The 13567-nt window shown below is 53.3% G+C and carries 9 protein-coding genes; 3 read left to right on the top strand and 6 right to left on the bottom strand.

Annotated features, from left to right (window positions below):
* Nucleotides 1–18: 18 nt before the first annotated feature.
* On the top strand, nucleotides 19–2109 hold the full coding sequence (locus AB1L42_RS12900; RefSeq protein WP_367055904.1) for a hypothetical protein: 2091 nt from the start codon (nucleotides 19–21) through the stop codon (nucleotides 2107–2109).
* A 113-nt stretch (nucleotides 2110–2222) separates the two neighbouring features.
* On the opposite strand, the gene AB1L42_RS12895 is transcribed toward AB1L42_RS12900, so the two are convergent.
* The 5 genes from AB1L42_RS12895 to AB1L42_RS12875 all read right to left on the bottom strand — a co-directional run bounded on the left by AB1L42_RS12895 (nucleotide 2223) and on the right by AB1L42_RS12875 (nucleotide 9104).
* The gene (locus tag AB1L42_RS12895; RefSeq protein WP_367055901.1) at nucleotides 2223–4211 is read right to left on the bottom strand and encodes a sodium:solute symporter family protein; all 1989 of its coding nucleotides are present in this window, start codon (nucleotides 4209–4211) and stop codon (nucleotides 2223–2225) included.
* A gap of 199 nt (nucleotides 4212–4410) precedes the next feature.
* On the bottom strand, nucleotides 4411–4593 hold the full coding sequence (locus AB1L42_RS12890; RefSeq protein ID WP_367055898.1) for a twin-arginine translocase TatA/TatE family subunit: 183 nt from the start codon (nucleotides 4591–4593) through the stop codon (nucleotides 4411–4413).
* A 472-nt stretch (nucleotides 4594–5065) separates the two neighbouring features.
* Nucleotides 5066–6508, bottom strand: coding sequence for a hypothetical protein (locus AB1L42_RS12885; protein WP_367055895.1), 1443 nt, complete (start codon nucleotides 6506–6508; stop codon nucleotides 5066–5068).
* On the bottom strand, nucleotides 6505–8142 hold the full coding sequence (locus AB1L42_RS12880; RefSeq protein ID WP_367055893.1) for a hypothetical protein: 1638 nt from the start codon (nucleotides 8140–8142) through the stop codon (nucleotides 6505–6507). The genes AB1L42_RS12885 and AB1L42_RS12880 overlap by 4 nt, the downstream gene beginning before the upstream one ends.
* Before the next feature lie 56 nt (nucleotides 8143–8198).
* Nucleotides 8199–9104, bottom strand: coding sequence for an ABC transporter ATP-binding protein (locus tag AB1L42_RS12875; protein WP_367055891.1), 906 nt, complete (start codon nucleotides 9102–9104; stop codon nucleotides 8199–8201).
* A 355-nt stretch (nucleotides 9105–9459) separates the two neighbouring features.
* Here AB1L42_RS12875 and AB1L42_RS12870 point away from each other — a divergent pair, with 355 nt between their 5' ends.
* Nucleotides 9460–11280, top strand: coding sequence for an ABC transporter permease subunit (locus AB1L42_RS12870; protein WP_367055888.1), 1821 nt, complete (start codon nucleotides 9460–9462; stop codon nucleotides 11278–11280).
* Nucleotides 11277–12575: a CNNM domain-containing protein gene (locus tag AB1L42_RS12865; RefSeq protein ID WP_367055885.1), complete on the top strand. Its 1299-nt coding sequence runs from the start codon at nucleotides 11277–11279 to the stop codon at nucleotides 12573–12575. Before AB1L42_RS12870 ends, AB1L42_RS12865 begins: the two co-directional genes overlap by 4 nt.
* A 106-nt stretch (nucleotides 12576–12681) precedes the next feature.
* Here the strand turns inward: AB1L42_RS12865 and AB1L42_RS12860 are convergent, their stop codons facing one another.
* Entirely contained in the window at nucleotides 12682–13428 is a 747-nt protein-coding gene (locus tag AB1L42_RS12860) for a hypothetical protein (RefSeq protein WP_367055881.1), read from the bottom strand.
* Nucleotides 13429–13567: the final 139 nt, after the last annotated feature.

Genomic DNA, 13567 nt, shown 5'->3' with positions numbered 1-13567 from the left:
AAGTCCCGAGTTGACGTAATGCAAAAAGCCATATCAGCTTGCGTAGTCGCGCTGTTCGCGGTCGGATTGACATGGGTATTCTGGTGGCCGCTCTGGGAGGGAGGAGGGGTCATCGGCGGGGACTTATACCCGTACTATTTCCCGCAAAAAGCTGTGCTTGCGGACGCGCTGGCGGAGTCAAGCATCCCATTCTGGAACCCGCTCGTCGGTTTCGGTTATCCCATTCTTGGGGAAAGCCAGACGGGAGCACTCTATCCTGTGTACCTCGTTCTCTACCGACTTCTCGATATCAACTCCGCCTACAATTTCTCACAGCTTCTTCACTACGTCATCGCGTTCGTTTCAACCTATGGAGTTGCGCGGCGCATCGGATTGAGTTGGTGGCCATCTCTGCTGGCTGCGGTCACTTTTGTCTACGGTTGGTTCCCCGCTCGGATTTGCCTGGAATGGGCGATCGTGGGCGGAGCATGGAGCGTCGCGTTCCTGTGGGCGGAAACAGTTTTCTTGCAGTCGAAGAATCGCCGGTCTCTGGCAGCGATGAGTCTGATCCTCGGGCTGAACTTGCTGGCTGGGCACTACAATCTGGCCTTCATCACCATTCTGTTAGCAGCTGTCTGGCCATGGCTCATTCCAATTGATAGTGACGAAGGAAAAGCACCTCTCACTGTTTCGTTGCTCGCCGTTGCAGGTTCGCTGCTGTTGGGGTTTGCGATTGCAGGCGTTCAGATTGTCCCGACCTGGGAATTGAAGACTGTCAGTCAGCGGCAGGAGGAAGCGATTGCCTTCACTCCGACGTATGGCCATTTGCCTCCGTCTGCCATCTCCCAGTTGTGGATGCCCTGGAGTTGGCACGCAGGCGAAATGACGACCGATGAATATCTTGTCGAAGCCAACTGGCTCTCCGTTCCTGACTCGACCAATCAAGTGGAAGCTTACATCTACGTCGGAATCCTTCCGCTTGTACTGGCGATTCTGGGAGCCACACTTCCGTCTCGAGGTCAGCTATCAGGAGTTCAATGGCGATGGTGGCTGATCTGTGTTGTTGGTTTATTGATGGCGACTGGCTGGCCCACTTACTGGTTGGCAGATGTTCCGGGAATCGGGTTTTTCCGCGGTCCTGGGCGGTATTCGATGATCTCCGCATTCGCGATCGCGATCCTCGCTGCCAATGGATTTCAATCTCTGATTGAGGCGCGAAATCTATCGAAGCGCTCAACGAATGTCGTTGGTTTCATCATCGTGCTGATGGTTGTCGGCGATTTGTGGGCAGCGAGTCGGAAGTTTCAAATCGGAAGCAATCCGTTCTGGATGAGACAGGTCTTCTACGCAACGCTTCTCGATGATCCTCCGATCAAACATCGTGAAGAGAGCGAGTTGCGAGAGTACTTTGGACAGCATGATGACAATGTCCGCCTGTATGCACCCGGACAAAATGTTCCCACGCTGCTCGATGTCTCTTCGCTTCCGGTTTATCTCGGCCTTGGACCGGCGATCTATGAAACAGAAGCAGTCCGCATCGACTTCATGGAATCATCTACGGACGAAATTCAGAAGGAGCGTCAGCGACTGGATCAACTGGGAGTCACTCATCTTCTGCTGGAACATTCTATTGATGAAACCGCGTGGAATGTGAAGCTGGAATCTCGATCGGTCGATGCACTCTTGAATCGTGCTTTTGGGCGACGAGACCCGTTCTATTTCTATTCGGTCACAGATGCCTCAGGCCGCTGCCATGTGTTGGAAAACCCGAATGCAGTCGTCACTCTCAACGTCTCACCAAACGAAGTCGTCGCCGAAGTCAGCAACTCTGCAGGAGGAACTCTTGAACTGCGAGACCTCAACTATCCCGGTTGGGTCTGCACTTCACACGAGGAACTCGAATCGGAACTGTATCGCACTGTAAAGTTGGACGGAGCAGAGGACGGTAGTCCCGAATTCGTTCGCTGGGAGTTCCGACCGCGAAGCATCTTGATCGGTTCAATTCTCTCAGGGCTTGGTTTGATCGGCGCAGTTCTCTTTCCGATATGGATCGGTCGCTTTACCAGAGACGAAGCTGTCGATGGCTCGTCAGCTCAGGGTGAAAAGACGAGCCATTCGGACACAGAGTGAAACTCAACCGTTTGAGGCTCAAAGCGATTCATCTACGCGAACTGTTGTCATTCAGCCCGGTGTTCATGAATGGAGACGAGAGGAAGCGAGCGCGGAAGATCACTCGAAGTGATTTACCCGCCAAGCTGCGCGAGTTGCCAGGTGATGGCAACCAGTAGGCCGACCACGATCCACGAAATGATGAATCCGACCATTCCAACCACCGAAGGTGAAGGAATTTCGAGGTCGGAGAGTGGGATGAGTTTGCCGGTCTCCTTCGGTAGCGGATTCTCGGGCAGCGTACATGGCTCATCAACTTTTTCACCGAGACGCACGGGCGTGCGGAGAAGCGTGAAAAAGTGATCGAGTTTTTGTGTGCTTGTGCGCGTCGACAAGAAACTGGTGACGATTCCCGCGATTGCTCCGCCTCCGAGGTAAATCGCGTATTGCCAGGGGATACTCGTTGAAGTGTGCGTGGTCGATACTTCGGTTGCGACGCCGTCGACGAAGACTTGTTTAACAACTTCGAGTTCGTATTTCGTCTGCGGAACAACGGACCACAGCCATTCACGGAACAGCCCGGGGAAGTAGTCAATGTTCCGCTGCAAGATTGGAGAGTCTCCCATTCGAGAGATCCAGGCGAGGGGAGTGTGACCGGTTGTGAGGAACCACAGCCCGGCAGCGACGAGAGTCGAAACCCAGACCGCCTTCGACGTATATCCGCGCCACACAATTCCGAACCAGAAGGCGAGGCCGATGAACGCAGGGATGGCGTTCACGTAGCGGGTTAGCACCTGAATGACATCGCGAAATTGAGTCATCAGCAAGAGCGCCAACACCACGATCCCGATTCCGGAAATTCGACCGACCCAGACAAGTGTTGTTTTGGAAGCACTCGGATGAATGAACTTCTTGTATAGGTTTTCGGTGAAGAGTCCGCTTCCCATGACCATGTGAGCATCACATGAACTCATGATGGCTGCCAGCAACGAAGCGAACAGCAGACCGACCAGTCCCGGGCTGATTCGCGGGAGCAGATCATGAGCTGCATATCCGAAGACGCTGTCAGCAAAGTCACGCATCTTCGCTGGATCCGAATTCAGTTCGGCCATCCGTTCTGCGGTAATGAATTGGCTTTCAGGTGTGAGGTAGATGATGACGCACGCCAGCCCGATGAAAGTCCAGGCGATCGTGCAAAGCCGCTTCATGAAGTTTCCGACAGTGAATCCGAAACGTCCTTCGAACTCGGTTTTACCTGCTCCGCAGACACCCATAATGTGTGGTTGCACAACGATTCCAACGAGCGCATTCACCGACATCATGATGATGTAAAACCAAGTGATCGGTTCTTTGCCGAGCTTCTGAGCGAGTTCTGTCGTGAGTGTCAGGCTTAGCATTTCATCGCCGGAGAAACCTGGAACTCCCTGATGAAGTGCTGCGAAACCGGAATCGAGTCCTGTGACTTGAGCGGCATAGTAAAGTGCAAAGGGGAGCAGCAGGAATGAGAAGATGATCGTCAGGATTCCCTGAACGAAGTCGGTGATCACCGCCGCTCCCAATCCTCCAGCGAGCCCATAAATCACGAACAGCACCGTCATACCAGCGACCGCGAGTTCCACCGGAAACGCTCCGCCGGTGAGGCCTGTCACCATCTTGGCCCCGAAGAACAAAGAAGCGGAGATGAACGTGATCGACATGCAGATCCCGAGGATGCAATACAGCACAGATGTCGAGACGTTATAGCGTGCTTCGAAGAAGTCGCTGGTCGTCAGGGCCCGCATCCTTCTCATCACAGGGGCGATGATCCAATAAAACGGCGTCGCCCAAAGCCACAAGAATTGGTACCAGATTCCAGCAAGCCCGTTCAGAAATGAACCGGCCGAAACGCTCGTCGCGTGTTCGCTGCTTGTTCCCGCACCGAAAGCGAAGAACATCATGAAGACTTTTCCGAACCGCCTGCCTCCCATGAAGAAATCGGTCGCGTCGTTCACTTTACGATAAGACCAAACGCCGAGTGCAGTGATTCCGACGAGATAAACGCCGAGCACAGCCCAGTCGATCCAATGGAGTCCGAGGTAACTTGAAGCCACGGATGCGAACAGTGGATCAACGGCATTGCTCATCTTGAGCCCCATTTTTCTAGGTTGTCATGAGAATCAATTGCTCGGCAAAGCGATCCGTGTTTTCGAATGCTAAGGCGGGGGACGCGTTGCGCCGGGGTTTGTGCAGCTTGGAAGGGGGGAGAGTCGTAAGACCCTGAAAGCAGGAGTGTCTCGAAACGAGAATCGGAGACAGCGAGGCGTTGATCTCCGATTTTCTGGGTCAGTCGTTTTGCTTTGAATCCAGATTGTTCTGGGAATCTTCTTCGTCGCCTTCTTTCATTCCTTTTTTGAAGGAGTTGACTGACATTCCCAAGCTTCTCATCGCTGAAGGGAGTCGACTTCCGAAAAGCAACAACACAATCACTGCCAGAACAATCAATTCCGGTGTACCGAGGCCAAACATATTACGTATCTCGTCGTAGAGGGAGTTTCATCACGTCAGAGCGTTCCGCTGATCGGAGTACCGATGCTGTGATGCTCAATTATCAGGTGATTTGAGTGTATCGAGCGCGTGGAAGAGACTCAAACTGGCCTGAAGAAATTCTGAAAGTGGTTGTTAGAGCAAGTTGCTCTTTCCTGTGCACTCGCTTGCTCTGTTCCATGAGGTAAAAGGCTGTGTTTGCTCGTGCGAGAGAATGTACACCAAATTAGAAAATGTTTTAGAAGCGAGTTGTCGTCGGTGAGACTTTGAAAGCTTGACGCATTTCCCCGGTGCTTTTCGATCGACCCGATTGCGGATCGTGATCAGGCAACAGTTCAATGGGCTCCACAAAAAAGAGAGCCGTCCACATTGCGGATGACTCTCTTGATCACTCGATGTCTCGGTCTCAAGCAATCTCAAAGTTCGTCGATTGCGATGATTTGAGTACCGCTTGTTAACCTTGCCATTGCAGGAAGCGTTGGTTGAGGTCTTCTCGCTGGTATTCGAAGTTCGGATCTTCCCAAAGTCGCTTGAGCGGATAGTCCTCAGGAATTGGTTCACCCAGAAGTTCAAGGACCTGTCGCCAGATCAGCATTGCTTTCAGGGCTTCTTCAACGGTGTCACCTTCGTCGATGATCATCACGTTGTAGCCTTGCTGAGTGTCGTACTGCTGGAACACAGACTCCAGAAGAGCAAGACCTTCTTCCAGGTACTTCCGCGACCCTTCGAAGTCCTGAATGTTGCGATACAGCCGACGCCCTTCCGCCAGGTAGTAACGGGCACGGGTCATTTCATCACGACGTTCAATTTCGCAATGTCGTTTCCAGTATGGATAGGAAGTCGTCTTGCGATACCGGTCACGCCATCGAGATTTGTCCTCGAAGGTCATGTCGTCTTTTTCAGCGAGTTCTTCGAGCACTGAATCCGCATCGTCGTCGATCTCGAGGACAATTGTTCCACCGCCGCTCGATTCGATCCGTTTCATCCCGTAGATGTTGGTCCACTCGTCGTAGGCATCCGCCCATTTCTGCTGGCACTCCGCTGCCCAGGCATTGTAGGTTTCGTCGCGCTGGGCTTGTGACTGCTCACCTTGAACTGTGGTGTCGTCATCGAGTTGCGATGCCACACCGTCCTTCTGAAAGTTCTTGGCGTGGTCGATCAGAGCCCGGTATGGGTAAGCCAGAAACAGCGCGAGATCCATACGATGCTGTTCGACTCCCGGTTCTTCGAGGGTATCGTTCGCTTTCAGATACCAGTCGCGGGCCACGAGATAGTTGTCCTTGCCTTCCGGGTTCAGCTCTTCGTCGGGACCACCACCCCAGAGGTCTGTGTCAGGATCGCTGACAAAGAACTTGCGGTAGACGTCGCGTTCGTCCGCTAGACCGAGTTTGGAGCCGATGAACTGGCCGGTTCCGAATTGGAGCTCAGGAACTTTCTTGTTTCGTTCAGTTCCGCGAATCAAAAACTTCGCGCCCTGTTTCACCCATCGATATCGATCGGAGACCGCATCACACTCGGCAGAAACGTTGTACGCGAGGTTCCACGCCTGAAACTCCCACACAGTTTTGAAGTGGGGCTGCAGTAGGATGATTGACTCGACGGTGTCGCGTAGCTGGGCGAAGTTTTTCGTCATCTTGTAGTGCTCGGCTTGCTGCCAGAGATAGCTGGCGGCAACTCCTCGAAATCCGAGCAGGACGAGGTTCATTGTGGCACTGGTTGGGTCCACTTTGCCGAGGCTTGTTTCACCAAGTTCGTAGTCGTAACGAAGTTGGGAAATCTTTCCACCGGATCGAGTTTCTTCGCCAGCGGGGGCGCCGAGAAACACGATCGGAACGATGAGAAGACCAGCCACAACGGCATAAACCATTTTCCGTTGGCGAACGGTGAGTTGGTTCATTTGCTTTCAAGCTCCCGCAGTTGAAGACTGAAATAACCGAGAATAATGAGAGGAATCAAATAACCGACCGTAATCAAAAAGCTCGGAACCAATGCTCCCATCCAGGGGACATCGAAACCGTTCGCGGTGTACTGATTGGTATTAAAGTACGTGAAATTCGGAATCACCGCGTTCACGACGAAGAGCAGATTGAAGACTCGTTCGTCGAGGAATTTAATAATATCCGTTCCGACATTGTCGGGAAGTGGTGATTGCATGTTCATCTGGGTCACGAGCCGGTACATCGACTCGAACATGCCCCCACCCAAGACTCGTCCCTGCACGACTTTTTGGCTGTAGACGTCTTTGACGAACTCGTAGAAAACATTTCCGAGAACAATCAGGCTGCCTGTCAGGAATGTCGACACAGGACCTTTCAGGAAGCAACTTGCCGTCGTTCCGAGTCCGACGACGAGGATCAACATCAGGCCGAGTCCGACGATCGATTTGATATATGAGACGTAGAACTTTCGGTCCGGCATCCGGACGAATAGGTCGCCCCGGGCAACCCCGAGGTACTGCTCGTTCTCGATACAAGCGATTTCGACAGTGAGTGAGTTGCCGTCGAAGACATCGTCAAAGAGATTGACGGTCTTCTCTTCCGCGTCGACGTCGTAAGATTCGACGTAGGTGAGTTCTTCCGGAATGATCACGACCGATGCTTCCGGGTCTTCGCTGAACTCGTTGACGTCATAAGATTCGGGCATCGGGACTCGCAGCCCGGATTCCGGGTTGAGGAGTGTGATTCGATAACGGACCTGCTCCGACACGTCGCCTTTGAATGTTCGAAATGCCTCGAAAGACTGTTCCAGGCGGACATATCCTTGTCGTCGAAGTTCGGAGACGTTGAGGTTGTCAAACTCCCAGATCGCACGGGCTTGTGTGAGACCTTCCACGTAGGTTCGGTAGTCCCACAAATCTCCGACGTTGGTGAGCGACTTAGCCGGTTGACCGGAGCGGCTCAGGAAACGGATCTCTCCGTAAACCGGGACACGAGCGATCAGCTGATCCTTGGCGCGCTCAGGGACCTGTCGTTGAATCCAGAAGTACCCGAAGATCGACGTGACCGCCAGGACGATCAGGACGACGGTTGAGTATCCCATCATTCGGCCAAGAACAATTTCGCTGCGTCGCACCGGTTTTGTAACGACCGTGTGCAGCGAACGAGCTTTGATATCAGCAGGCAGGCCCCAGCAGGCAATCAACAGGGCCATGATGTTCAGAAGGAAATAAATCGCGGACATCACGAAGGTGATGTAAGGCATCGCAGGCTTTTCAACATTCGATTCCGAGAGGAACCAGCCTCCGAACATGAAGAGCAGAATGAACAGGAAGCCAATCAGAAATGCTTTCCGACTGGTGGCTTCCTTGAATGTGAGCGATGCGAGGGCCTGACAGCGTTGCCAGGAAACTTTCACGAGATCCTGAAAGCCGCGGTACAACGTCGAGCGAAAGACTCGCGGACCGTTGCGGCCATAGGAGACAAGTGATGCAACGAAACCGACAAGCAGTCCCATCACGCAGCAGGAGGCGAACGCTGCCAGCCAATACAGCAGGGCCAGCCCCAATTGAAATGTTGGTGGTTCAACAGCCATGATTAACTCTCTGCGAAGCGAACGAGGAGCGACGATTCAGGTTCAAGAAGACTGGACTAGGATTCCGTGGTCGCTGATGGACGTTCCCCTGGTTCGAATCGACGACCAGGACGGGCTTCGCTCTCCTTGACGGTTCGCAGGAAGAGTTCTTCGAGTGTCGAGGTCGGGTGAGAGAAACTCTTGAGGTTCGCTCCGTGTTTCTGAAGAACACTTTCGACTTCGCGAATTGTGGCATCGTCGAGCGAACTGGTGACGAGTTGGGTCTCTTCTTTCGCTTCGAGAAGCTCTTGAACGCTTCCGATCACTTTCAGTTCGCCGCGGTACAGAATCGCGATTCGATCGCAAACGTCCTGGACGTCCGCGAGAAGGTGACTGCACATGACGACAGTCTTGCCTTCGTTTTTCAGTTCGCGAATCATCTCTTTCATGTCCGCTGTTCCGAGCGGGTCGAGACCACTGGTCGGTTCATCGAGCAGGACCAGATCCGGGTCATTGATCAAAGCTTGTGCGAGACCAATTCTTCGCGTCATTCCCTTAGAATATTCTTTCAACTGACGTCGGCGGGCGTGTTCGAGTCCGACTCGCTTGATCAGAGCGTCACGTCGTTCGCGTCGCTCCGCTTTGGTCATCTTGAAAAGCTTGCCGTAAAAGTCGAGTGTTTCGTCGGCGTTCAGGAAGCGGTAGAGGTATGACTCTTCCGGGAGGTATCCGATGCGCTCGTTTTTCTCCACGTCGTGAGCGGGCTCACCCAGAATTCGCACTTGGCCTTCTGTCGGAAAGAGAAGTCCCAGCAAGAGCTTCAGCGTGGTTGTTTTTCCCGATCCATTGGGACCGAGTAAGCCGAACACTTCGCCACGTTTGACGTCCAGGCTCAATGAGTTCAACGCACGAACTTTTGCACGACCCCAAAAGTCGCGGTAGACCTTCGAGAGATTGCGAATCTCGATGACAGAATCTGACATTGGATTTCCTGGCAATGTTCGGGAGCCTGAGCTCCTCACAAACCGAATGAGTATGAAGAAGGCATGAAGACTAAAAAAAGATCCTTCGTCGTGTGGTTCAACTGACCACTCAGCCAGTCTTTAATCACGACTCAAAGTTCCTGTTCGCTGGGAAAAAATGGAATATTCGAACAAGAACTCATCTGAGCACTGTATGTATCTACGGTAGTAGTTTCAACGAATTCGAGAGGAGTTGATCAACTCTCGCTTTGAAATTCTGAACGCCCCCTCATAGCCAATCAATTCAGCACGGCTTATACTCCGCTCCATCGTTCAGCGTTCCCTGCCAGATTCTCCGAGATAGTAAAGTTTCCCCGTGCTTGCTGGTCCCATTGTCACACGAGAACTGACGACCGCTCCCCGCAAATATCAGCACTTCGGATTGAGAGCTGGCTACGCTGCTGCGATGTGTGTCTTGATGTTCACCTGTTCACAGAGCACTTTCGCGAGCGAAATTCCTCGCGGAATCGGTGACATCTCTCGGTTTTCGGTCTTCGTTTTCGACCTGATTTGCTTTGTGCAGCTGCTCATCGTCACGGGAGCATCGTTGCTGTTCGCTGCGGGAAATGTCTCGCAGGAGAAAGACCGACGCACGCTGATTTTGTTGCTGATGACCGATTTGAAGAACACGGAACTCGTCATCGGTAAGACGCTGGCGGGGCTACTTCCGGTGTTCACGATGATTGCGGTTTCGATCCCGATCCTCACGTCACTGACAATTCTGGGCGGGATTACGATCGATCAGATCGTCTGGTTTGAGATCTTGTGCGTCGTGGCTGCTCTCGCTGCCGGAAGTTGGGGAGCACTGGTTGCCTTCTGGAGAGACAAGACCTTTCAGACGATTGCGATCACACTGATGGGTGCCGGAATCTTTCTGGGGACCGTTCAGATTCTCGGAACACTGATCGGAACCGAGACAGTGATCGGACGGTTCTTTCTGAGCTTCAATCCATTTCACGCACTGTCCACACTGTTGCGCCCCTTGGCATCCAGAGTGGATGGAGAAAGTGCGTCGAGTTTAGCGATTCATTCATCGCTGAGTCTGTTGGGACTGGCGACTGCTCTGTGGATTTATACCTGTCTGAGAGTCCGCATCTGGAATCCAACGAGAGCGGTCTTCCAGACCACGGTCGAGGAAGAAGTCGCCCCCGGCAATCAGAACACTGATGCGTTGACGGATGTTCAATCTGTCGCTGAGAGAGTCGAAGCACAAGAAGTCGAAGAAGAACTGGACCGAGCAACGACAGCAGTTCGAGCTTCCCGGACGATTTGGGAAACTCCGATCATCTGGAGGGAAATCTGTACACACGCCTATGGAAACCGAGTTGGTCTGATTAAGGCTGCCTATTTTCTTGTGGCCGTTGCGTGTCTCGTCTGGCTGCGGGGAGTTCCGGAAGATGCTCCTCTCATCCGAGGTGTGATGACCGCTTCCGGGGTCGCATTCGTTTTGCTCTCCCTGCTGGCACTCTTCCTCGTCAACGCACAGGCAGTGACTTCGCTGACGTCCGAACGCGATGGCCAGACGCTCGAGTTGCTCCTCGTGACGGAAGTGACCGCGAAAGAGTTCATCTTCGGCAAACTCGGCGGTGCGTTGTTCAATATGAAGGAAGTTATCGTCGTCCCAATCGTGTTCGCCGTGATGGCCTGGGCACAGGGGCAGTACAACTTGGAAGGTCTGATCTTCCTCCTTCTCGGATATCTGACACTTGTCGTCTTCGCCACCACGTTGGGACTTCATTCTGGCCTCACGTTCAGCAATTCGCGGTCTGCGATCATGAACAGCTTGGGAACACTCTTCTTTCTGTTCGTCGGAGTGTTCGTGTGCATGCTGTTGATTGTGGAAGCGAGAAAATCGTTCGCGCTTCAGTTCGTGCCGTTCTCGTTCTTCATGTTCGGCGGCGGTCTTGGGCTGTGGTCTTCGTTGACTCATAAGAATCCATCGACAGCCCTGACGACGAGTGCCTGGTTGCTGCCATTCCTGACGTTCTATGCGATCGTCAGCTTCCTGCTGAACGACACTGCAGCAGTCTGCATGGCTGTTGTTGTTCCCTTCGGATTCACCGTCGCTGCGATGCTCGTTCCAGCGGTGAGTGCGTTCGACGTTGCTTTGGGGAGGACAACGAACGATCGTGGATGAGCGAGTTCCTGAACACATCATCAATCTGGACACCCGGCGCCATCCTGATGGGGCTGTTGATTCTCGGTTCTGGATTCTTCTCTGGAAGTGAAACAGCACTCTTCTATCTGACGCGTGATGAGATCAGGCGTCTCAAAAGCGGAGGTCCCAGTGCACGTTTGGCTGCCGCTCTGTTGCGGCAACCCGACCGGCTATTGACGGTCGTCTTGTTCTGGAATTTGATCATCAACCTGACTTACTTCGCGATCAGTTTCGTGACTGCTAAGAAACTTGTCGCTTCAGGACATCCGACAGCTGCTGGGGCATTGAGTCTGTTTGCTCTCGTGGGAATGATTCTGTTTGGTGAGATTTTTCCCAAAAGCATCGCAGTCAATCTGCGGAATTCAATTGCGATCGCAGCGAGTTGGCCATTGGCACTGGCGGTCAGAGCGATCTCTCCGATTCTCCCCGCCTTGGGCACATTGACACTCGCGTTCCGCCGAGCAATCGCACCATCGCTGAAGATGGAGCCATACCTGAACGTTGAGGATATCGAACGTGCGGTCGACTCGTCAGAAGTTGGTGGAGATCTGGCTTTGCTGGAACAAAAGATTCTCGGGCGAATTCTCGAGATGTCGGAAATGCGAACCGAAGAGCTCATGCGTCCGCGAGGCACATTCGCGACCTGCCATCCGCCTGTCGACCTCGCTCAACTCAAGCAGTTCGGTCCCGGTACTGAATATGTCTTTCTAATGGACCCGGGCACTGAATCGATCAGCCGTTTCATTCCGCTCGGAGACGTCAGCACGATCCCTGAGAAAAACCTCGAAGCAATTTCCGAGGAAGTGGTCTACGTGCCGTGGTGTGGCCGCGTCTCCGCCACGCTTTCAACTCTACGAACTCGAATCCTGAATGCCGCCGTCGTGGTCAATGAGTTCGGCGAGACGATTGGCGTGATCACAGAGGATGACATCGTCGATACGCTCTTGAATCCGGAATCGAGTCGCGCGCGACGACTTCTCGATCGTGAACCGGTTCTTCAAGTCGACGAGAATCGATTTCTCGCTGAGGGGCTGACGACGCTGCGATATCTCGGCCAGCGAGTCGGGTTCGACTACGAAGATCGCGACGACGGGCTGTTGACGATCGCGGCGCTTCTCTATGAAGAGTTCGAACGCTTCCCGGAAGTCGATGATGAATGCCAGTGGGAGGGTTACCAGTTCCGTGTCGTCGAAGCCAATGGCCCGGGCAAATCGATTCAGGTCGAAGTGAGCAAGGTCCCTGAAACGACCGAGGAATCAGATGAAGAGCAGTAGCACGATTCTCCGCTGAAGCGATCTTCGTTGAAACGGTTTTCTCGCCTCAGCTTCAATCTGTCCAGCCGGCGTGCGGCTGCCAGATGCAACCGCAATGTGACAGTTTCTACTGAGCGTTTGCAGCAGGCTGTTTTGAGTCGGGCTGGTACGTCCACATCGGTTGTCCGACGTACTGGAATTCGACGATGCTCGGGTCGAATTCGTCACCAGGACGGTAGAATTCCTGGATGATGACCTTCCGCCACAGTTCTGGATTCTCAGGATCGTCGGATCGGTTTTCGTACCCGTTCGAGAATCCCTGCAGAATGACTTTGAAGAAGTCGGTGGTCGGGTCGACTCCGGTCCAGGTGGCAACGCCATAAATCCAAGGCTGATCATCGGAATCTGGTTCAACAATCGATGGCACATCCTGAACTGCGGAAACAGTGTTCAGGAGGGTCGAAGAAGTGCGTCGTTCGAGTTGTTCGATCTTCTTCACAGCCATCGGCAAGACAGAATCAACAATGATCTGGCTGGGGACTTCCGAGTCTTTGCTGTCGTAAGTGACGAGTGTGAACTGTGGGATGAATTGCATCGGTCCTGGAAGAGGATCGAGAGTGTTCACTGCCTGCGAATCGTCGGTACGTCCTGGTGGAAGCGGTCGATTAATGGCTCGCCAGACCATGTACCAGACTTCCGTCGGTTTGACTTCGCCGGTCACAGGATCTTTGGTGTCGAGCCAGACCATGCGAATGGGCTTCAGTTGAACTTCCATGACCCACAAGCTGGGCTGTCGAACGACTTCAGCGAACAACGCGTTTGCTTCGACGGTTCTGTCGAATCCTCGCGAGACTTGAGCTTCCGAGGTTCGCATGAGACCGGCGAATGAAACGACGGCCAGACAAGCGATTCGAATTTTACTGGAAGCAATTCTCTTCATCGGATGACCAGTTGTGCGAAAGGGCGTAAATGCAAAAGGCGCCGGCTGCACCATGAATGGACGAAAAATGTCC

It is taken from the genome of Thalassoglobus sp. JC818, assembly GCF_040717535.1.
Taxonomy (GTDB): domain Bacteria; phylum Planctomycetota; class Planctomycetia; order Planctomycetales; family Planctomycetaceae; genus Thalassoglobus.
The sequence above is the reverse complement of the archived record's forward strand: the minus strand, read 5'-3'. Positions and strand labels throughout refer to the sequence as shown.